Raw genomic sequence first — 20,866 nt, 5'->3', positions numbered from 1 at the left:
ATATTGCATGAACAAATCGAAATAAATACAGAGTATATTACGTTAGGCCAATTCATTAAATTACTTAATATACTGGAATCCGGTGGAATGGTAAAATCTTTTCTCACGGATGTAGGAGTATTGGTTAATGGTGAATTGGAACACCGACGAGGCCGTAAGCTTTATCCAAAAGATGTAGTTGAAGTTGAAGGCGCAGGTTCGTATATCGTAATTAAAGAGGATTAATTTGCATGCACATAGAACAACTTCAATTAAAAAATTACCGTAATTATGAAACTTTAGATATCTCTTTTGATGATAAAGTGAATGTAATCATAGGTGCTAACGCCCAAGGGAAAACGAACCTGATGGAAGCTATTTATGTATTGGCTTTTACGAAATCTCATCGTACCCCTCGTGAAAAAGAGCTTATCCAATGGGAAAAAGATTATGCTAAAATAGAAGGTAGAATAACGAAACGAACTCAGTCCATTCCACTTGAAATCATCGTTTCTTCAAAAGGTAAAAAAGCCAAACTAAACCGGCTTGAGCAAAGGCGGCTGAGTGATTATATAGGAGCTATCAATGTCGTCATGTTCGCCCCCGAAGATTTAACTCTCGTAAAAGGGCCACCTCAGATCAGAAGACGTTTTATTGATATGGAGCTCGGTCAAATTCAGCCGCGATACATCTATCACTTGGGGCAATATCAAAAAATACTGAAACAGCGAAACCACTTATTAAAGCAAATGCAGCGTAAAGATAATCCTGATCTCACTATGTTAGACGTGCTAACTGAACAATTAATTGAACATGCTGCAACTTTATTGGAAAGACGGTTTGTTTTCTTGGAGTTGTTACGGAAATGGGCTCGGCCTATTCATCATGGCATCAGCAGAGAACTCGAAAGTCTTGAAATTCACTATAGTGCAACAATTGAAGTATCAGAAGAAGCAAATAAGGAAAAAATAGGAAATATATATATTGAAAAATTTCATGAACTTAAACAAAAAGAAATTGAACGTGGAACTACGTTAATTGGTCCCCACAGAGACGATCTTCTTTTCTATGTAAATGGCAAAGATGTTCAGACTTATGGTTCTCAGGGCCAGCAACGGACAACAGCATTATCGGTGAAATTGGCTGAAATTGAACTAATTTACCAAGAAGTGGGTGAATATCCAATTCTACTTTTGGATGATGTTCTAAGTGAGTTGGATGACTTCAGACAATCGCATTTACTGAATACGATTCAAGGCCGTGTTCAGACATTTGTTTCGACTACAAGTGTTGATGGAATTAATCATGAGACATTAAAACAAGCAGAGCTGTTCCGGGTTTCAGATGGAAAAGTCGACAGGTAAACCCAGACATAGGAGTTGACATGATGTTTATTCATATTGGAAATGGAAATGTGATTCAGTCGGAAGAGATTATTGCAATCATTGATTGTAACTTAATATCTTCGTCCGTCATAATCGATGAAATGATGACTGCATCCAAACGGGAGAAGAAAGTTATCGGTCCGAAGAAAGATGCGAAAGCGGTTATGATAACTAAAGATTATATTTACTACAGCACATTATCCGTCTCCACGCTAAAGAAGAGATCGAGTATTATTTCAACCATTAATAAATTGGATGATTACTCTGAAGAAATCAGCAGCAATTAAGACAAGCGTACTTCAATAGAAATGAGTGTGAGAATATGTCGATGGAAGACAAAGTAACAGAAAATCAAGCATATGATGCCGATCAGATTCAGGTATTGGAAGGCTTGGAGGCCGTTCGTAAAAGACCAGGGATGTATATTGGATCAACAAGTGAAAAAGGACTGCACCATCTCGTATGGGAAATTGTCGATAATAGTATCGATGAAGCACTAGCAGGATATTGTGATCATATTCAAATCATTATCGAAAAAGATAATAGTATAACTGTTAAAGATAATGGTCGTGGAATTCCGGTTGATATTCAGAAGAAAACGGGTCGTCCAGCACTTGAAGTCATTATGACGGTTCTGCATGCTGGTGCTAAGTTTGGTGGCGGTGGCTATAAAGTTTCCGGTGGATTGCATGGTGTAGGTGCCTCGGTTGTAAATGCACTATCAAGCAATTTAGAAGTTCATGTCCACCGTGATAACAAAGTTTACTTCCTTGGCTTCGCTAAAGGTGCCCCGCTTGGAGAAATAGAAGTTGTAGGTGAAACAGATATTACCGGTACGGTTACACACTTTACACCAGACAAAGAAATCTTTACAGAAACAATTGAATACAATTTTGATACATTAGAGCAACGTATTCGTGAATTAGCTTTTTTAAACAAAGGATTAACATTAACGATTGAAGATAAACGTTCAGATAAAGAGCCAATCACTTATTTTTATGAAGGTGGAGTAAGCTCTTATGTAGAGTATATAAACAAAAATAAAGAAGTATTACATGAACCTTTTTATGCAGAGGGAGAAGAACAAGGAATAGCTATTGAAGTTGCTATTCAATATAACGATGGCTTTGCAAGCAGTCTTTACTCTTTTGCGAATAATATTCACACCTACGAAGGTGGAGCACATGAAGTTGGATTCCGAAGTGGTTTGACACGTGTAATTAATGATTATGCACGAAAAAAGAGTCTGTTTAAGGATAATGATCCGAATCTTTCAGGTGAAGATGTACGCGAAGGTTTGGTCGCAATTGTATCTGTTAAACATCCAGATCCTCAATTTGAAGGGCAAACAAAAACAAAACTGGGAAATAGTGAAGTTCGAACGATTACAGATTCCGTTTTCAGTGAGAAATTTTCCAAATTTTTATATGAAAACCCATCTACTGCAAAAATAATTGTTGAAAAAGGATTGATGGCTTCACGTGCACGGTCTGCAGCAAAAAAAGCGCGTGAATTAACACGAAGAAAAAGTGCATTGGAAATTTCAAGCTTGCCCGGAAAATTAGCTGACTGCTCATCAAAAGATGCTTCCATTAGTGAATTATATATTGTTGAGGGTAATTCTGCAGGTGGTTCTGCAAAATCGGGAAGAGACCGTCATTTTCAAGCAATTCTTCCATTACGTGGGAAAATCTTAAATGTAGAGAAAGCTCGCCTTGATCGAATATTATCTAATACAGAAATTCGTTCCATGATTACAGCACTCGGTACAGGCATTGGAGAAGATTTTGATATAACAAAAGCCCGCTATCATAAAGTGGTTATTATGACAGATGCGGATGTTGATGGTGCACATATTCGTACGTTACTTTTGACATTCTTCTTCCGCTATATGCGTCCTTTAATTGAATATGGCTATATTTACATTGCCCAACCACCGTTATATCAAGTGAAACAGGGCAAATCAGTACAGTATGTCTACGATGACAATCAATTAACCAAAATTTTACAAGAGATCCCAGCATCTCCTAAACCAGCTATCCAACGATATAAAGGTCTTGGTGAAATGGATGCGGAGCAACTATGGGAAACTACAATGGACCCAGAAATGCGTACATTGTTGCAAGTAGAATTGGCAGATGCGATTGAAGCAGACCAGGTCTTTGATATGTTAATGGGCGATAAGGTAGAACCTAGGAGAAACTATATTGAATCAAACGCAAAGTACGTGAAAAACTTAGATATTTAAAGAAACGCGAAACGATTGTATAGCAAGCAGGATGCCGTTTACTTGCGTCCGCATCTATCTATGGGAGCTAATTAATAGCCAAGGCAAGAAAAAAGTGTGAGTAGTGAGAAATCTATGTTTGGATCAAAAATAACAATAGCTCGTTTGCTACTAGGTTACAATCCTTTCTTAAATCTCTTACTACTACTGGGAAAGCATAGAAAGTGTTTTTCTAATGGGAGGTAGTTAAAATGGCGGAGGAAAAACGTCGAAACGTTCAGGAAGTTAATATAAGTAATGAAATGCGTACATCTTTTCTAGATTATTCAATGAGTGTTATTGTCTCAAGGGCTTTGCCCGATGTACGCGACGGCATGAAACCAGTACATCGAAGAATTTTGTACGCAATGAATGATTTAGGAATGCATTCAGATAAGGCACATAAAAAATCAGCCCGTATCGTTGGCGAAGTTATCGGTAAGTACCATCCACACGGTGATACAGCTGTTTATGAAACGATGGTTCGTATGGCACAGGACTTCAGCTATCGGAAAATGCTTGTAGACGGTCATGGAAACTTTGGATCTGTTGATGGAGATCAAGCTGCCGCTATGCGTTACACAGAAGCTAGAATGTCAAAAATTGCGATGGAAATAGTACGTGATCTGAATAAAGACACAGTTGATTTTAGGGATAACTATGATGGTTCTGAACGCGAGCCAGTTGTGTTCCCTGCTAGATTCCCTAACTTACTTGTAAATGGCACCTCGGGCATTGCAGTTGGAATGGCTACCAATATTCCACCTCATAACTTAGGTGAAACAATTGATGCTGTACTAGCTATTAGTAAAGATCCAGAAATAACAATTGATGAACTGATGGAAGATTATATTCCCGGACCAGATTTTCCAACAGCAGGAATCATCATAGGCAGAAGTGGTATCCGTAAAGCATATGAAACAGGAAAAGGTTCCATTACGATGCGTGCGAAGGTAGATATTGAGGAACATGCAAATGGAAAGTCAACCATTCTTGTTACCGAATTGCCTTACCAAGTAAACAAAGCTAGACTGGTTGAGAAAATAGCGGAGCTTGTTCGTGACAAAAGAATTGAGGGAATTACAGATTTACGGGATGAATCGTCCCGTGATGGGATGCGTATTGTCATGGAAATTCGTCGTGACGCAAATGCCAACGTCATACTGAACAATCTATATAAATTCACCTCGTTACAGACTACATTTGGTGTTAATACGCTAGCACTTGTCGATGGTCAGCCAAAGGTTCTAACGATTAAGCAATGTTTAGTGCATTATTTAGATCATCAAAAAGTAGTGATCAGACGACGGACAGCCTTTGAATTAAAAAAGGCAGAAGCACGTGCACATATTTTAGAAGGCCTACGTATAGCCTTAGATCATTTGGATGAGGTAATTTCGCTGATCCGTAATTCAAAAACAGCCGATATTGCAAGAGAAGGATTGATTGAGCGCTTTGAACTTTCTGAAAAACAAGCACAAGCTATTTTAGATATGCGTTTGCAACGTTTGACAGGCTTAGAACGCGAGAAAATAGAAAATGAATACAGTGAATTAATGAAGCTTATAGCTGAATTAAAGGATATTTTGGCCAATGAAGAGAAAGTCCTTGAAATTATTCGAGAAGAACTTACTGACATCAAAGAACGTTTTAATGACAAACGTCGGAGTGAGATCGTTGCTGGGGGCGCAGGATTCTTTGAGGATGAAGATTTAATCCCTGTAGAGAACATCGTTATAACGCTAACACATCAGGGTTATATCAAGCGACTGCCTGCTTCGACTTATCGCACACAAAAACGTGGCGGTCGTGGAATTCAAGGTATGGGGACAAACGAAGATGACTTCGTAGAACATCTCGTTTCCACATCTACGCATGATACAGTGCTATTCTTTACGAATAAAGGTAAAGTATACAAGGCAAAAGGATATGAAGTTCCTGAGTATAGTCGTACTGCAAAAGGAATTCCGATTATTAATTTGCTTCAAATAGAAAAAGGCGAATGGGTCAATGCTGTTATCTCTGTAAGTAATTATGATGCAGAATCCTTCTTATTCTTTACAACAAGACATGGGATTACAAAACGGACATCGTTAGACAAATTCGCTAATATTCGTAAAGGTGGATTAATTGCTGTTGGCCTTCGGGAAGATGATGAGCTGATTTCTGTTCGATTAACAGATGGAACAAAAGACATGATGCTTGCAACGAAAAATGGCTATCTGATCCGATTTGAAGAAACGCAGATACGTGCAATGGGTAGAACTGCTGCTGGTGTTAAAGGCATTTCACTAAGAGGTGACGATATCGTAGTTTCCATGGAGATTATAGAACCTGATTCGAAAATCCTTCATGTTACCAATAAGGGATTTGGGAAACAAACGAATGAATCGGAGTATCGCCGTATAAATCGTGGAGGAAAAGGTGTTTTCACTTGTAAACTCGATGAAAAAACTGGCGATGTTGTTGCTGTAAAAGCCGTTACTGGTGATGAAGATCTCATGATGATTACTATAGCTGGAGTACTGATTCGTATTCAGGTATCAGAGATTTCCACTACTGGTCGTAATACAAAAGGTGTCCATCTGATTCGACTTCAGGATGGTGAAGAAGTTGCTACCGTCGCTAAAGTAGAAAAAGAAGAGGTTGAAGCAGAAATTGAGGCTCAACCGGTAGAAGAGAAAGTGAATGAAGAAGTTATTATAGACTCTGAAGACACAGTAGTAGAGACGGAGAATACGGAAAACAACACAACAGATGAAGATTAATAAAAAACTCTTTTACGGGGCAATATTGCCCGCATGATGGGATAAAGCTTAGAAGATGACTTCGGATAATCAGTAACTTATTCCGAAGTCATCTTCTTCATCTTATTTATAACGGGGGAAATCATATGCGAGTTGAGCCATCACGGTTAGTCCCAGGCTGTATACTGCTTGATGAGGTAAAAGGGAAATCCAATCGGGAAATCATTCCAAAAAACACTGTTTTGACAGAAACACATATTACCATTCTTAATAAGTTTCTTGTTGAATCCGTTGAAGTATCAACTAAACTTTCTGATGGGAATAAATTTGAACCGAAACAACTACCTAACATAGTAATAGAACAAGATGTCCGAAAACCTGATCAAGTGGGTATGGATGAAATCTCATTTGTGGATCATTATCTAACAGCTACAGCATCTTATAAGAATCAATATAAAAATTGGCAAAACAGTATGCCAATCGATATGCCAACTGTTCGAAAGATTATAATTCCGCTATTGGAACGGTTGAAAGATATTAAATCAGAACAAATATATTCACTACATAAATATGTGGAAAAGAATGATTATATTTATCATCATAGCGTAGCAATTTCACTTATTTCTGCATTTTTAGGTAGAGAGATGGGTTATTCCAAAGGAGAATGGTTGCAGATAGGATTGGCAGGATTATTATGTGATTGCGGAATGGTGCGGATTGATTCAGATCTTATTTTAAATGCTGATCCTTTAACATCGATGGGGATTAATGACATTAAAAACCACCCGACATACTCCTATCGAATGGTGGAGAACCTTCCGACCATTACTATAGGCGTAAAATTGGCAGTTTTACAGCACCATGAACGAGTGGATGGTAATGGCTACCCGCTTGGAATAACAAAAGAAAAAATCCATCAATACGCTAAAATCATAGCTGTTGCTGATATGTACCATGCGATGACGAGTGAGAGACTCTATCAAAAAAAACAGTCCCCATTTAAAGTAATCGAGGAAATTCAGAAAGATCAGTATTTAAAATTTGATGCAGAGGTAGTGAAGTTCTTCCTAGGGAGTTTCTATCATCTATCATTAGGTTCAAAGATTATCTTATCCAACCAACAAAGCGGAGAAATTGTATTTATCCATCCAGATAAACCTACACGACCAATGATTCGAATGGATGATAGTGAGGAAATTATCGCACTAGAACAGATACCTGAGCTTTATATAGAGGAAATCACAGGGGGCTAGCCATGTTATAGCTCCCTGGTCTCTTTGTCTTTTCGTAAGTATTGTTGCTTTTAATCCTCGCAGTTGATATAAACTACGACATAACATAAGAAACTTCGGCGACCGCTCTGGGAAATATACTTACGGTTCGCGGGCGGCTGGTGAGCCTCCTCGTGCTAACGCACTGCGGGGACTCACCGATGCCTTTCCTCCCGCAGGAACCTTCGTATATTTCCACAGCTTTTTTAAGCCTGCACACCATTAACAGCATTAGTGAATTATAAAAAATTACATCACACAGCTTTACCAGTCCAGGTGAGTGGAGGGTGGTGACTCCTGCGGTAACAGCACGTGTCCGAAGACCCCGCAGAGTGGTTTACTCGAGGAGGCTGAGGCCGTGCCCGCGGAAAGCATCCGCCCTCCACTCACCTGGACGGCAGCAAGAGCAGATATCTTTGGAAATAAACCTAACTAAAGTACGTCTTCGTTTATAACTTTTATAGCAAAAGCAATAAACTTTTAGAAAACAGCCTATATTTAAAACAGCTTTTGATTCTTATATTTATCCATCAGTTTCTTTCCAATCATATAAGGAATTTTTTCTGAAGTGATTTTTAAAAAATGATGTATAAATGGATAATCAATATCAGGTCTTGATAATAACAGATCCCCCCACCATTCCGCTTCGTAACGGCACAACATACTAAGATTGAATAAAATCAAATAATGGGTAATGATTTCAGAAATTGGAAGAAAATGATTCCTATCTGAGGGAAAATAAATTTTTTTATCATGCATATGAACATAAAAAGGACCATGGGACGAAGAAAATGACTTTCCTAAATGAATGGAGATGTTTGAATTATCTATCTTTATTTCCTTGATCGAGGGCAGAAAACCTTCTAAACGTCGTATAAATGCCTTATCTGTTAAATGATAGTTATCCAATAATTGGATTGGAAATTGCAGTAATAGTGATTCTGAAACACCAATTTCAATCATTTTATTCTTATTTTGAAGGGAGAAAAAATCATTCATTTCCGGTAATGTACTGAAAAGCATTTCCATATTGATTTTCTCAAAGGAAAATTTCTTCATGGAAAAAAGATGCTCGGAGAAATAAGGAAACAGACCTTGTTGCTGAATTTTGACTTCATCGTCCATAAAGGTATACTGTTTTTTCTTACGCTTTCTTGTTGTGACTCCGTGTGCAAGTAATGATGTAGATTCGGGGTAATCCGGACGTTCCGTCAAAAGGGATGCCTTTAGTAGGTGAACCATTCCGTAAAAATAAAGAACGGGCTGTACCACTTGATCAGCCTTCTTTCCATTTTCATAGAAACGGAGTCCATGGTCTAAATAATACATAAATGTATTGCAATTCTGATAACTTTTGGACTCCGCATCTTCCATTCCCTTATAACAAGAATATAAATATTGCTGAGCTGTTTGCTGTGCATTTAAGTATGTATAGAAATCAGATGTATTCATTTGTTCCCTAACCTCATAACTGTTTTAATATTTTGAATCAAGTTTCTTTTTGAATTCCATTAAACTGGGTTGAAAAAGCAGTAGGTTTAGAGTAATGTAAATAAAAATAGATATACGTATATAGTGTGAACGATAAAGTCTAACTTCATGCATGAGTGGGGTTTCCATATTATTTCTAAGTATGGAGTTAAACAGAATAGGCATGTAACGGTAGTGACTTCCAATAAATGAAATCACTTGTTTTGCGGTCATATTATCCGTGACTGCATGGTAAATACATAACCTTAGAAGGAGGAATTAAAATGAGAGAAGATAAGTTTGCAAAGGAAGGGTTAACTTTTGATGATGTTCTACTAATGCCAGCCGAATCAGAGGTGTTACCTAATTCGGTAAATCTTAGTACACAATTATCATCGACATTAAAGTTGAAATCACCTTTTATCAGTGCAGGTATGGATACTGTTACAGAAGCTAAAATGGCTATCGCAATGGCACGTCAAGGTGGTTTTGGAGTTATTCATAAAAACATGACAATTGAAGAACAGGCTGAACAGGTAGATCGTGTAAAACGCTCGGAAAGTGGCGTTATAACGAATCCATTCTTCCTTACTCCAGAGCATCAAGTATATGATGCGGAGCATCTCATGGGTAAATTCCGAATTTCAGGAGTACCAATTGTTAACAATATTGAAGAACAAAAACTTGTAGGTATTCTAACTAATCGTGATCTTCGTTTCATTCAGGATTATTCCATTTCTATTTCAGAAGTAATGACAAGTGATAATCTCGTAACAGCTCCAGTAGGCACCACATTGGAAGAAGCTGAAAAACTTTTGCAGCAATACAAGATAGAAAAATTACCACTAGTTGATGAAAATAATATTTTAAAGGGACTCATTACAATTAAAGATATTGAGAAAGTAATTGAGTTTCCAAATTCTGCAAAAGATGATCAAGGACGACTGCTTGTAGCAGCAGCAGTTGGTATAACCGGTGATGCAATGCATCGAATTGAGAAGTTGGTTGCAGCAGGTGCCGATGCTATTGTTATTGATACGGCTCACGGACATTCAAAGGGTGTTCTTACCCAACTGAAGGCCTTTCGTGAAGCCTACCCTGATTTGGAAATAATTGCAGGCAATGTCGCTACGGCTGAAGGTACTAAGGCGTTAATTGAAGCTGGAGCATCCGTTGTGAAGGTCGGAATTGGTCCTGGATCTATTTGTACAACCCGTGTTGTATCAGGAGTTGGGGTACCGCAAATTACAGCAGTTTATGACTGTGCATTAGCAGCATCAGAATATGGCGTTCCAGTCATTGCTGATGGAGGTATTAAATACTCTGGTGATATTGTAAAAGCATTAGCTGCAGGAGCTCATGCTGTCATGATTGGGAGTATGTTTGCCGGTACAACGGAAAGTCCTGGAGAGACGGAAATCTATCAAGGAAGAAAGTATAAAGTGTATCGCGGAATGGGATCTGTTGGTGCAATGAAATCTGGTTCTAAAGATCGTTATTTCCAAAGCGATTCCGATAATAAAAAACTTGTTCCAGAGGGAATTGAAGGACGTGTTCCATATAAAGGCGCACTTTCTGATACTTTCCACCAGCTCGTGGGAGGATTACGTTCGGGTATGGGTTATTGTGGATCAAAAACAATTGACGCGTTACGTAATGAGGCACGATTTATACGAATTACAGGAGCTGGACTTCGTGAAAGTCACCCACATGATGTCCATATAACGAAAGAAGCACCGAATTACTCCATTCAATAGTGAACATAAATCGAATTATTCAATAAAAAAATAGATGAGGGACTTTCCTCATCTATTTTTTTAATTTTTTCTGTGGTAAAATAAAAAAGGTGCATATTAATGAGCCAAACAGAATACAAAAATAAACTATAAAGCGATACAGCTTCTTGGAGGTACGGAAAGTTGAACTACAACGTAAAAAAAATTTTATCATTGGTACTTACAGCATTAATAATAATGGCGTCATATATTACATATCCAATAACTACAGCAGCAGAAGAAGTTGAATTAAATGCTGAATCAGCAATACTTGTCGATGCGAAAACAGGAAAAGTTCTATATGCTAAAAACCCTGATATCTTACTTCCACCGGCTAGTATGACAAAGATGATGACAGAATATCTTGTTTGGGAAGCTGTCGAGAATGGTCAAATCAGCTGGGATACGACAACGCAGATTAGTGATTATGCATATAGTATATCTGCAAATAATTCCTTCTCTGGTGTTGGTTTAAAACAACAACAGGATTATACTGTACAAGAATTATATGAAGCAATGGCGATTAATTCCGATAATGCTACAACGATTGCATTAGCTGAACTAATTGCAGGCTCAGAAGGTGAATTTGTTACATTAATGAATGAAAAAGGCGAGGAAATGGGTCTTGAGGAATATGAATTTGTTAATTCCACTGGACTGGATAATGCAGACTTAGGTGAAAATTATCCCGAGGGTACGGATCCAAATGCTACCAATTTACTTTCAGCAAGATCCTCAGCTTTACTTGCATATTACCTTGTTAATGATTATCCAGAGGCGTTGGATATTTCTAAAATTCCACAAACCGAATTTGATGGACAAACAATTGATAACTGGAACTATATGCTTCCACATGAAGGAGTTAACTTGGAACAATTCTTTTATGAGGGAGTAGATGGCCTAAAAACAGGTTTTACAACACTTGCAGGCTATAGCTTTACTGGTACTGCTCTGGTAGATAATCGACGCTTAATTACTGTTGTAATGAAAACCGAAAGTGAAACAGAACGTTTTGTAGAAACAGCTAAGCTACTTGATTATGGTTTTAGCCAATTTAATGAACAAGAACTTTTCCCAGCAGGTCATCAGCTTGAGGGAGATGAAACAATTCCTGTAGCAAAAGGAAAAGAAGATGCAGTGAATGTTTCCTTAAGTAAAGCTATTAATGTTCCGATTAAAACAGATGAAGCAGAATTATATAGCTTAAAATACGATTTAGATGAAGATAAACTAAATGAAAATGGTGAATTGATAGCCCCGGTTGAAAAAGGGGATGTCATCGGTACTGCTGAGCTCGTGTATAATGGCGATACAGACTATGGATATATTTTCTCTGACTCTTCAAATCAGATAGAGTTAGTAACCAATGAAGCTGTCGAAAAGTCAAACTGGTTTATGCTTACATTAGGTGCAATTGGTGATTTCTTTGCCAATCTGTTCACATCAGCTGTGGATTGGATAAAAGGACTTTTTAGCTGATTTAGGCATAGATAGTTAAGTTTTTCTTAGATAACTTGCATCTTCTTGAAAAATTGATTATGATAACAATAATTAAAAGCAAATGTATTGATAGGAAGCAGTAACAGTACTTCTTTCTCTAGAGAGCCGATGGTAGGTGGAAATCGGTGTCAGAGTCCTGTGAATCCATCCTTGAACTGGTTTACGGAAAAGATTTTATCCAAGTAAGTAGACCCGGTAGAGTACCGTTAACAACTTTGAGCCGGAAGATATTTTATCTTCAACAAGGGTGGCAACGCGGGAAATAAACTCTCGTCCCTATTTTTAGGGACGGGAGTTTTTTGATTTTTTATAGCTATAAAGGAGGAATTTTTATGTTGGATATGAAGTATTTAAGAACTAATTTTAAAGAAGTACAAAAGAAGCTTGCACATCGTGGTGAGGATCTAACGGATTTGGATAAATTTGGTGAGTTGGATGAAAGACGCCGTGAATTGATTGCGGAAACGGAAACGTTGAAAGCCCAACGTAACGAAGCAACCAAGCAAATTTCTGTTCTAAAGAAAGAGAAAAAGGATGCAGAACCTGCAATAAAGGAAATGCGATTAGTTGGGGATAAAATTTCCATTCTTGATAAAGAATTGAGAGAAATTGAAGAAGAACTGCAGCGTATTATGCTGTCCATACCTAATATTCCTCATAAAAGTGTGCCAATTGGTGAAGACGAAGATGACAATATTGAAGCACGCAAATGGGGGGACGTACCGGAATTTAATTTTGAAACCCAACCACATTGGGATATCGCAACAAACCTTGATATATTGGATTTTGAGCGTGCCGGAAAAGTAACCGGAAGCCGCTTTGTATTCTATAAAGGTTTGGGAGCAAGACTTGAACGTGCATTATTAAACTTTATGATGGATTTGCATGCAGAAGAACATGGATATGTGGAAATGCTGCCACCAAGCATTGTTAATAGAACAAGCATGACAGGAACGGGTCAGCTTCCTAAATTTGAAGCAGATGCATTTAAACTAGAATATTGGGATTACTTTATGGTTCCAACAGCGGAGGTCCCAGTAACAAACTATCATCGAGATGAAATTTTAAACACGGAAGAATTACCGAAGAAATATGTAGCATATAGTGCAAGTTTCCGTTCTGAAGCTGGTTCTGCTGGGCGAGACACAAGAGGATTAATTCGACAGCATCAATTTAATAAAGTGGAACTTGTAAAATTTGTAAAACCTGAAGAATCCTATGAGGCTTTGGAAACTTTAACAGGCAATGCAGAAAAAGTATTACAGCTGTTAAATCTTCCATATCGTGTTATGAGCATGTGTACCGGTGATTTAGGTTTTACCGCAGCGAAAAAATACGATATCGAAGTCTGGATTCCAAGTCAGCAAACCTATCGAGAAATCTCTTCTTGCTCCAATTTTGAGGATTTCCAGGCGCGTAGAGCGGGAATCCGCTTCCGCAGAGATGCAAATGGAAAACCGGAGTATGTGCATACATTAAATGGTTCAGGTCTTGCAATTGGACGCACAGTTGCAGCAATTTTGGAGAACTATCAGCAGGAAGATGGCACGGTTATTGTGCCGGAAGTGCTTCGTGGCTATATGGGAGGAAAAGAAGTTATTAAGTAAAGTTTTAAGGTGGAGCCTGGGACATAACTAAAGTGTTTAACTCAAAGCCGAACATTTCGCCATAATAGCGAAGGAAATACACGGAGACTCCTGCGGGATGAAAAGCCTAGGTGAGACTACGTAGAGCGATAGCTCGGAGTAGGCTCAGCAGCGCCCGCGGAAAGCGTAGTGTATTTCCGTAGCGGTATATATGCACCAACTATGTTCGGATTTTACTTTGGTTAAAACACTTTTGTCCCAGTCTCTTTCCTATTTTTTGCAGAAAATAGGAAAAAAAGTCGGAAAATATTTGACAGCAAACTATGCAACATGTTATATTAATTTTTGTCGTCATACGGAGGTATACCCAAGTCCGGCTGAAGGGATCGGTCTTGAAAACCGACAGGCGGGTCAAACCGCGCGGGGGTTCGAATCCCTCTACCTCCTCCATTTTTAAATTCAAAACTTAAATAGATAAGTAAAAACCGCTGTTCTTCAGCGGTTTTTTTGTTTTTATTTCTCATGTAAAAAGGACTTTAAGAAGTTGGTAGGTAGATGAACTTTTTCCTCATTAATTTGCAGGTAAAAAATATCCTCATCTTTTATCCCATCTTCTGTTTTAATATTATTAACCTCTTTATTCAATTTTTCCATTTTGAGATCCAGTTCATTGGCTACCGTTGCTGCTTCCGTTATTTCCATTGTTAAATGATCAGGTATTTCCCTATTATATTTATAATAGATTTTATGCTCGAGGCTTGCCCAGAAATCCATTGCTACGGTTCGTATTTGAATTTCTACAAATACTTCCTCTTCCCTGTCAGATAAAAATACTGGAATTGACAAAATAAGATGAAGGCTTTTATAACCATTTGGTTTTGGATTTGCGATATAGTCCTTTATTTCGATTACTTTTACGTCTTTTTGCTTTTGTAACATATCGCTTATTTTATAAATATCAGAAATGAATGAACAGACAACACGTATTCCAACTATATCTTGTACATTTTCCTTAATGGAATCCATAGAAACTTCTAGATTTTTCCTAGTCATCTTTTTTAGGATGCTTTCAGGAGATTTAATACGTGATTTCAAATGCTCAATTGGATTATATTCATGAATATATTGGAATTCTTCTTTTAATATATTTAGCTTTGTATTCATCTCATCCAATCCAAATTTATAGGTTACCATAAAACGGGTTAATTCATTGCGGACTTGCTTCAGTGCCTGAATTTCCTTTGGTTCCATTATTCTAATTCCTTTCCATGATTCAGAATATAATTCAGTATAACAAATGATTTTGTTCTTATATAGTTTCTTGACAAAACATACCTGAACGCTTATAGTACAATCAATTAAATGAATATTTATATAAGACCGTAATTAGCCAGTAATACAATGTTTGTCAAGGGATTCGCCGGCTGAAAAATCCACCTGAAACAGCATATAGGAACCAAGAGGTCGTTAGCAATAAACTAACCACAGGAAACTGTGTTAACAATTAGAGATGGGCAACTAGCCAATTAGGTGGTACCGCGGAAACTGATTCCGTCCTTTTAAAAGGATGTGACATTGGTTTTTTTATTTCGAGGAGGAAGCATATGAATAAAAGAATAGCATTTCTAGGAGCGGGATCCCTTGCGGAGTCGATTATTTCAGGTATTATCAAATCTGAACTAATTGCAAGAAAAAATATTTATGTAACCAACAAAAGTAATATGGCGCGTCTGGAGTACATGCAAGAAAGATATCAAGTACAATGCAGCACGGATAAGAATGAGCTTGCCAAAGAGGCGGATATCATTGTATTAGCTATGAAACCAAACGATGCAACAGATTCGATCCAATCTATTAAGACATATTTAAATAATAGCCAATTAATAATATCTGTTATTGCGGGTTTATCTACAGAGAAAATGGAACGTGCTATAGGAATAGATATTCCAGTTATGCGTGTTATGCCTAACACTTCAGCCTTAATAGGCCATTCTGCAACTGCCATATCTCCTGGAAAGTATGCGACCAGTGAACATGTTCAAGAAACAGATCAATTGTTTCAAACCGTAGGGCTAACAAAAATTGTCGCTGAAAAAGATATGCATACCGTTACTGCAATATCGGGAAGCGGACCTGCTTTTATTTATTATTTAGTTGAAGCTATAGAAAAAGCTGCAGTGGAAGCTGGTATGGATTTAGAGACTGCTTCGGAACTACTAGCGCAAACGGTCATTGGTGCAGGGAAAATGTTGCAGGAATCTGGAAAAAAACCGGGAGTACTGCGGGAAAATATTACTAGCCCGGGTGGGACGACCGAGGCGGGGATCGAAGTTTTAAAAAGACATGAATTTCAGGAAATGATGATATCCTGTATACATGAAGCTCGACATCGTTCGATTGAGTTAGGAAACAGTAAATAAAGGGGATAGATAGATGGAAACACCAGCATGTGCGTTTTGCAAAGAAAAATGGAGCTATACGGATACGTTAAAAAATAATTTTCGTTTAACGATGATTTGTCCTCAATGTGGGAAGGAAAATTATTTTATGCCAATGGAACGGAATGGTAACAAAGCATTAATGATTCTACCAATTGTTATTTTAATCGGTGTTTTTATAGACATATCTATTGGATGGCTAATCGCTCTCTCTGTTGTGTTGCTCTCTATACATCTTCTGTTATTTCCGTTCAAAACCAGATTAAAGAAACCACATCAATAGAGATGCAGTTATTATTACATAAAAAAAGAATGCTCCGTTTTATTCTTGGGGCATCCTTTTTCCTTTAAATGATGATTATCTTGTTAATTGTTTTCTTGTATAGCGACTGGAATGTTGTAACGAATGCCCTACCTTTTCCAAAATCTGCTCAATCGAATTCTCCTGCTTGATCAAGTCATAATCAGAGATATTTATTCGTAAAATTGGACAAGCATTAAAATTATCAATCCAATTGTTGTAACGTTTGTACATTTCTTCCCAATAGCTTACGGGAGTATCTTTTTCCATTTGGCGTCCACGCATCTGAATTCTGCTTACAACTTCATCAAAAGATCCATCTAAATAAATTAGGAGATCAGGATGGGGGAAGTATGGAGTCATGACCATTGCATCAAACAGGTTTTTGTATGTTTCATAATCAGTTGGTGACATTGTTCCTTTGTCATAATGCATTTTTGCAAAAATCCCTGTATCTTCGTAGATGGATCGGTCTTGTATAAATCCACCACCATATTCAAATATCCTCTTTTGTTCTTTAAATCGTTCTGCAAGGAAGTAAACTTGAAGATGAAAGCTCCAACGTTCAAAATCATCATAGAATTTTTCGAGATATGGATTTGTGTCCACTTTCTCAAAAGAGGTTTTAAAGTTTAAAGAAGTTGCCAATGCCTTAGTCAATGTTGATTTACCAACCCCAACAGTACCAGCAATGGTTATTACACTGTCGTTTCGGATATGGTACTTTTCTCTTAAGTTCATATATGGTTCCCCTTTATTATCTTTTAATCACTGCATCGGTTAAATCGTTATTTACCATTTCAATAATCTGATCAAGGTCATCTTGGTAATGTACAAAGTCAGTTTCGTCTCCATTAATCCGAATGACCGGTATTTCTGGGTGTAACAATTCAAATTCATTCATAAAGTCTTCATAATCGCTTGCAAGCTGTTCCAAATAGGAATGTTTGATGTTTTGCTCAATATCCCTGCCTCGCATACGTATTCGTTCCAAAATGGTATCCAGATTTGCATTTAGATATATCAGCATGTTTGGTACAGGCATATCCTTTGTAAGAATCTGATATATTTGTTCATATTTTTCAAATTTATCCTCTTGCAATGTGCGTTTGGCGAAAATCATATTCTTTGATATATGGTAATCAGCAATTACTGCTTTGTTTGATTTCAAGTATTTCTTCTCGATATCCTCCAATTGCTTGTATCGGTTACATAAAAAAAACATTTCCGTCTGGAAACTCCATTCATCGATATCATCATAAAATTTGCCAAGGAAAGGATTTTCCTCAACAATTTCTTTTAGTAAATGAAAATCAAAATGATTGGATAGCTTCTTTGCGAGAGATGTTTTACCAATGCCAATTGGACCTTCAATTGCAATGAACGGCACTTCTGCCATCGCTATTCCTCCAATCACTGCTACATAGACAGATGTGCTTATTTTATCACAAATTGCTTTCTTCTACTATAAGAATTCGGAATTTGCTTTCCAAATTAGTTGATTTTTAGTATAATGGTATTTGTTCTCTAAAAATTAGGCCTCGTAGCTCAGGGGATAGAGCATTGGTTTCCTAAACCATGTGCCGCAGGTTCGAATCCTGCCGGGGCCATAGCTTTTCTTTCTCCAATTTCAAAAGTAAAACGATCATGAATCAGGAAACCATCTACTTTAATCGTAGGTGCTTTTTTATGTGAGAAAAAAGATGAAATGTTGCTAAATACACTATTAGAAAGATTAGTTATTGCTCTTTCTTCACTGCAGAGTTGAGAAAAACTGTGAACTAGGATAAGTAACTTCGGCGACCACTCTGGGGAAATACACTTCGCTTTCCGCGGGCGGCTGGTGAGCCCTCCTCGTGCTTCGCACTGCGGGGTCTCACCGATGACTTTCCTCCCGCTGGAGTCTTCGTATATTCCCCCAGAGCTGGTTTTAAGCTTACAAACTGATAACTGAATTAGTGATTTATAAAATTCATATCACCGAGCTTCACCAGTCCGGGTGAGCGGCGGGCGGTGACTCCTGCGGGAAAAGCACGTGTCCGAAGACCCCGCAGAGTGGGTTTCTCGCGGAGACTGAGGCCGTGCCCGCGGAAAGCATCCGCCCAGAGCGATCCCGGACGGCGGTAATAGCACTTATATATAGAAATCAAACAACCAGCAGTTACTTCGTAGTTTATGTATTCTATGAAATAACAACAATTCTTTTGGAGGGGCGAGTAACCGAAGTCCCAATCTTTTAAAAAACAGCCAAGGTTAAAAATAGTTGATTTTAAAAATTTACCAGTTTATCGAGCGAAACACTTTTAAATTGTCACAGAATGTTCTAAAATAAAACTAGTTACCGAATGTTTTAATAATTTAATGTAATCGGATATGTAATCGTTTGCAAATATTGATAAGAGGTGAATAAAATGGATATGCAAGTAGTACCGGCCCGCAAAGGAAATTATAATCTGCAAGACTATGAAAAGTTACGCGAAAGTTTTTCATGGGAAGATGTGAAAAAGAATTTCACCTGGAATACAACAGGTAAAGTAAATATGGCATATGAAGCTGTTGACCGACATGCAACAGATCCAGCTAAAAAAGATAAAGTAGCTTTATTGTATTCTTCTCCTGAGAGGGAAGAAAGCATGACATTTGAACAACTAAGTCAAGAAAGCAATAAGTTTGCCAATGTACTTAAAAAATATGAAATAAGCAAGGGAGATCGTGTATTTCTCTTTATGCCGAGAAGTCCGGAATTTTATGCTGCATTTTTTGGTATTTTAAAAGTTGGCGCTATTGCCGGTCCATTATTCGAAGCATTTATGGAGCAGGCAGTTAGAGATCGCCTTCAAGATAGTGAAGCAAAATTACTTATTACGACACCTGATTTACTTTATCGTGTGCCACTGAACGAACTGCCGAAGTTGGAGAAAATAGTTCTTGTGGGGGGCAATAAGGAGGACACAAATAAGTTTATTGATTATAACAAGGAAATGAAAGAGGCTTCTATTAATTTTTCAATTGAATGGGTAGATTTGGAAGATGGGATGCTATTGCATTACACTTCTGGTTCTACTGGGAAGCCAAAAGGGATTTTACATGTACACAATGCAATGATCCAGCATTATGCAACTGCTGAGTGGGTATTAGATTTAAAAGAAGAAGATGTCTATTGGTGTACTGCAGACCCGGGTTGGGTCACCGGAACAAGCTATGGAATCTTTGCTCCATGGTTACACGGTGTTACAAATGTAATCCGTGGAGGCAGGTTTACACCAGATGATTGGTATACTACATTGGAAAAAAACAACGTTTCCGTATGGTACACTGCCCCAACGGCATTGCGAATGCTTGTAAGTTATGGCGAAGAAGCTGTTAAGAAATACGATTTAGATACACTTAGACATATTTTAAGTGTTGGTGAGCCACTTAATCCGGAAGTCATTACATGGGGATTAAAAGCATTTGATCTGAGAGTCCATGATACATGGTGGATGACAGAAACTGGTGCACAGCTTATAGTCAACCTCCCATCTTTAGAAATCCGCCCTGGATCAATGGGGAAACCTATACCAGGTGTAGAAGCATCGATTGTGGATAATGAAGGAAATGAAATTCCACCAAACCAAATGGGGAATTTGGCAATTAAAGAAGGATGGCCTTCGATGATGCGGCAAGTATGGAATAACCCAGGTAAATTTGAGAGTTATTTTATTAATGGCTGGTATGTATCCGGCGATAGTGCATATCAGGATGAAGATGGCTACTTCTGGTTCCAGGGTCGGTTGGATGATGTTATTAACACTTCCGGTGAACGTGTTGGGCCGTTTGAAGTAGAGAGTAAGTTAATTGAACATCCGGCTGTTGCTGAAGCGGGTGTTATTGGTAAACCTGATCCGGAGCGTGGAGAAATTATTAAGGCTTTTATTACTCTAAATGATGGATATGATGATACCAAAGAACTCCTGGAAGATATCCGTCAATTTGTTAAAACAGGATTGAGTGCACATGCAGCACCACGTGAAATTGAAGTGAAAGATAGCATTCCAAAAACAAGAAGCGGTAAAATTATGCGCCGTCTCTTGAAGTCATGGGAGCTTGGGCTTCCGACGGGGGATACCTCTACATTAGAAGATTAATTATAGTAACTTTGGTTTTTG

At 37.9% G+C, this 20,866-nt stretch carries 16 protein-coding genes, 2 tRNA genes and 1 other annotated feature; of the genes, 14 read left to right on the top strand and 4 right to left on the bottom strand.

Going from position 1 to position 20,866, the window contains the following annotated elements; translation table 11 throughout:
• The first annotated feature begins 3 nt into the window (after positions 1 to 3).
• The 6 genes from yaaA (at position 4) to ACFOUV_RS10250 (ending at position 7,630) form a co-directional block, all read left to right on the top strand.
• Complete coding sequence (gene yaaA, locus ACFOUV_RS10275; protein ID WP_379496678.1) at positions 4 to 225, top strand: S4 domain-containing protein YaaA; 222 nt, start codon at positions 4 to 6, stop codon at positions 223 to 225.
• Between the two features lie 5 nt (positions 226 to 230).
• Positions 231 to 1,343, top strand: coding sequence for a DNA replication/repair protein RecF (gene recF / locus ACFOUV_RS10270; protein ID WP_379496677.1), 1,113 nt, complete (start codon positions 231 to 233; stop codon positions 1,341 to 1,343).
• 23 nt (positions 1,344 to 1,366) lie between these two features.
• Positions 1,367 to 1,651: an extracellular matrix regulator RemB gene (remB, locus tag ACFOUV_RS10265; RefSeq protein ID WP_379496676.1), complete on the top strand. Its 285-nt coding sequence runs from the start codon at positions 1,367 to 1,369 to the stop codon at positions 1,649 to 1,651.
• A gap of 35 nt (positions 1,652 to 1,686) precedes the next feature.
• Positions 1,687 to 3,612, top strand: a complete 1,926-nt coding sequence (gyrB, locus tag ACFOUV_RS10260) for a DNA topoisomerase (ATP-hydrolyzing) subunit B (protein WP_379496675.1) — start codon at positions 1,687 to 1,689, stop codon at positions 3,610 to 3,612.
• Between the two features lie 230 nt (positions 3,613 to 3,842).
• Positions 3,843 to 6,398 (top strand): DNA gyrase subunit A, encoded by a 2,556-nt coding sequence (gene gyrA / locus ACFOUV_RS10255; protein ID WP_379496674.1) that lies wholly within the window; start codon positions 3,843 to 3,845, stop codon positions 6,396 to 6,398.
• 125 nt (positions 6,399 to 6,523) lie between these two features.
• Positions 6,524 to 7,630, top strand: coding sequence for an HD-GYP domain-containing protein (locus ACFOUV_RS10250; RefSeq protein ID WP_379496673.1), 1,107 nt, complete (start codon positions 6,524 to 6,526; stop codon positions 7,628 to 7,630).
• Between the two features lie 516 nt (positions 7,631 to 8,146).
• On the opposite strand, the gene ACFOUV_RS10245 is transcribed toward ACFOUV_RS10250, so the two are convergent.
• The gene (locus ACFOUV_RS10245; protein ID WP_379496672.1) at positions 8,147 to 9,100 is read right to left on the bottom strand and encodes a YaaC family protein; all 954 of its coding nucleotides are present in this window, start codon (positions 9,098 to 9,100) and stop codon (positions 8,147 to 8,149) included.
• A 302-nt stretch (positions 9,101 to 9,402) separates the two neighbouring features.
• On the opposite strand from ACFOUV_RS10245, the gene guaB reads away from it, so the two are divergent.
• The 4 genes from guaB (at position 9,403) to ACFOUV_RS10225 (ending at position 14,429) form a co-directional block, all read left to right on the top strand.
• Positions 9,403 to 10,875: an IMP dehydrogenase gene (gene guaB, locus ACFOUV_RS10240; protein ID WP_379496671.1), complete on the top strand. Its 1,473-nt coding sequence runs from the start codon at positions 9,403 to 9,405 to the stop codon at positions 10,873 to 10,875.
• A gap of 162 nt (positions 10,876 to 11,037) precedes the next feature.
• Complete coding sequence (locus ACFOUV_RS10235) at positions 11,038 to 12,372, top strand: serine hydrolase (protein ID WP_379496670.1); 1,335 nt, start codon at positions 11,038 to 11,040, stop codon at positions 12,370 to 12,372.
• 78 nt (positions 12,373 to 12,450) lie between these two features.
• Positions 12,451 to 12,674, top strand: a binding site (T-box leader).
• A 51-nt stretch (positions 12,675 to 12,725) separates the two neighbouring features.
• Positions 12,726 to 14,000 (top strand): serine--tRNA ligase, encoded by a 1,275-nt coding sequence (gene serS, locus ACFOUV_RS10230; protein ID WP_379496669.1) that lies wholly within the window; start codon positions 12,726 to 12,728, stop codon positions 13,998 to 14,000.
• 336 nt (positions 14,001 to 14,336) lie between these two features.
• Positions 14,337 to 14,429 (top strand) — tRNA-Ser (locus tag ACFOUV_RS10225).
• A gap of 63 nt (positions 14,430 to 14,492) precedes the next feature.
• Here ACFOUV_RS10225 and ACFOUV_RS10220 read toward each other — a convergent pair.
• The gene (locus tag ACFOUV_RS10220) at positions 14,493 to 15,239 is read right to left on the bottom strand and encodes a GTP pyrophosphokinase (RefSeq protein WP_379496745.1); all 747 of its coding nucleotides are present in this window, start codon (positions 15,237 to 15,239) and stop codon (positions 14,493 to 14,495) included.
• A gap of 344 nt (positions 15,240 to 15,583) precedes the next feature.
• On the opposite strand from ACFOUV_RS10220, the gene proC reads away from it, so the two are divergent.
• Both proC and ACFOUV_RS10210 read left to right on the top strand, forming a co-directional pair.
• A complete protein-coding gene (gene proC / locus ACFOUV_RS10215; protein ID WP_379496668.1) occupies positions 15,584 to 16,399 on the top strand; it encodes a pyrroline-5-carboxylate reductase in 816 nt (271 codons plus the stop codon).
• Positions 16,400 to 16,412: 13 nt separating this feature from the next.
• Entirely contained in the window at positions 16,413 to 16,700 is a 288-nt protein-coding gene (locus tag ACFOUV_RS10210; RefSeq protein WP_379496667.1) for a TIGR04104 family putative zinc finger protein, read from the top strand.
• 75 nt (positions 16,701 to 16,775) lie between these two features.
• On the opposite strand, the gene ACFOUV_RS10205 is transcribed toward ACFOUV_RS10210, so the two are convergent.
• Together ACFOUV_RS10205 and ACFOUV_RS10200 are read right to left on the bottom strand one after the other, a co-directional pair.
• Entirely contained in the window at positions 16,776 to 17,459 is a 684-nt protein-coding gene (locus ACFOUV_RS10205; RefSeq protein WP_379496666.1) for a deoxynucleoside kinase, read from the bottom strand.
• A 16-nt stretch (positions 17,460 to 17,475) separates the two neighbouring features.
• Entirely contained in the window at positions 17,476 to 18,117 is a 642-nt protein-coding gene (locus ACFOUV_RS10200) for a deoxynucleoside kinase (protein ID WP_379496665.1), read from the bottom strand.
• A 138-nt stretch (positions 18,118 to 18,255) separates the two neighbouring features.
• On the opposite strand from ACFOUV_RS10200, the gene ACFOUV_RS10195 reads away from it, so the two are divergent.
• Together ACFOUV_RS10195 and acsA are read left to right on the top strand one after the other, a co-directional pair.
• Positions 18,256 to 18,328: transfer RNA gene (locus ACFOUV_RS10195), tRNA-Arg, on the top strand.
• A gap of 801 nt (positions 18,329 to 19,129) precedes the next feature.
• The gene (gene acsA, locus ACFOUV_RS10190) at positions 19,130 to 20,845 is read left to right on the top strand and encodes an acetate--CoA ligase (RefSeq protein ID WP_379496664.1); all 1,716 of its coding nucleotides are present in this window, start codon (positions 19,130 to 19,132) and stop codon (positions 20,843 to 20,845) included.
• The last annotated feature ends 21 nt before the right edge of the window (positions 20,846 to 20,866 follow it).

Source organism: Oceanobacillus longus (assembly GCF_042650085.1).
Taxonomy (GTDB): domain Bacteria; phylum Bacillota; class Bacilli; order Bacillales; family Amphibacillaceae; genus Oceanobacillus; species Oceanobacillus longus.
The sequence above is the reverse complement of the archived record's forward strand: the minus strand, read 5'-3'. Positions and strand labels throughout refer to the sequence as shown.

Bases quoted from the DNA above. Each gene is read 5' to 3' on its own strand.
- ACFOUV_RS10200 (WP_379496665.1), bottom strand. From the start codon at position 18,117: ATGGCAGAAGTGCCGTTCATTGCAATTGAAGGTCCAATTGGCATTGGT.
- serS (WP_379496669.1), top strand. From the start codon at position 12,726: ATGTTGGATATGAAGTATTTAAGAACTAATTTTAAAGAAGTACAAAAG.
- proC (WP_379496668.1), top strand. From the start codon at position 15,584: ATGAATAAAAGAATAGCATTTCTAGGAGCGGGATCCCTTGCGGAGTCG.
- ACFOUV_RS10250 (WP_379496673.1), top strand. From the start codon at position 6,524: ATGCGAGTTGAGCCATCACGGTTAGTCCCAGGCTGTATACTGCTTGAT.
- gyrA (WP_379496674.1), top strand. From the start codon at position 3,843: ATGGCGGAGGAAAAACGTCGAAACGTTCAGGAAGTTAATATAAGTAAT.
- ACFOUV_RS10210 (WP_379496667.1), top strand. From the start codon at position 16,413: ATGGAAACACCAGCATGTGCGTTTTGCAAAGAAAAATGGAGCTATACG.
- ACFOUV_RS10205 (WP_379496666.1), bottom strand. From the start codon at position 17,459: ATGAACTTAAGAGAAAAGTACCATATCCGAAACGACAGTGTAATAACC.
- ACFOUV_RS10245 (WP_379496672.1), bottom strand. From the start codon at position 9,100: ATGAATACATCTGATTTCTATACATACTTAAATGCACAGCAAACAGCT.
- recF (WP_379496677.1), top strand. From the start codon at position 231: ATGCACATAGAACAACTTCAATTAAAAAATTACCGTAATTATGAAACT.
- guaB (WP_379496671.1), top strand. From the start codon at position 9,403: ATGAGAGAAGATAAGTTTGCAAAGGAAGGGTTAACTTTTGATGATGTT.
- acsA (WP_379496664.1), top strand. From the start codon at position 19,130: ATGGATATGCAAGTAGTACCGGCCCGCAAAGGAAATTATAATCTGCAA.
- gyrB (WP_379496675.1), top strand. From the start codon at position 1,687: ATGTCGATGGAAGACAAAGTAACAGAAAATCAAGCATATGATGCCGAT.
- remB (WP_379496676.1), top strand. From the start codon at position 1,367: ATGTTTATTCATATTGGAAATGGAAATGTGATTCAGTCGGAAGAGATT.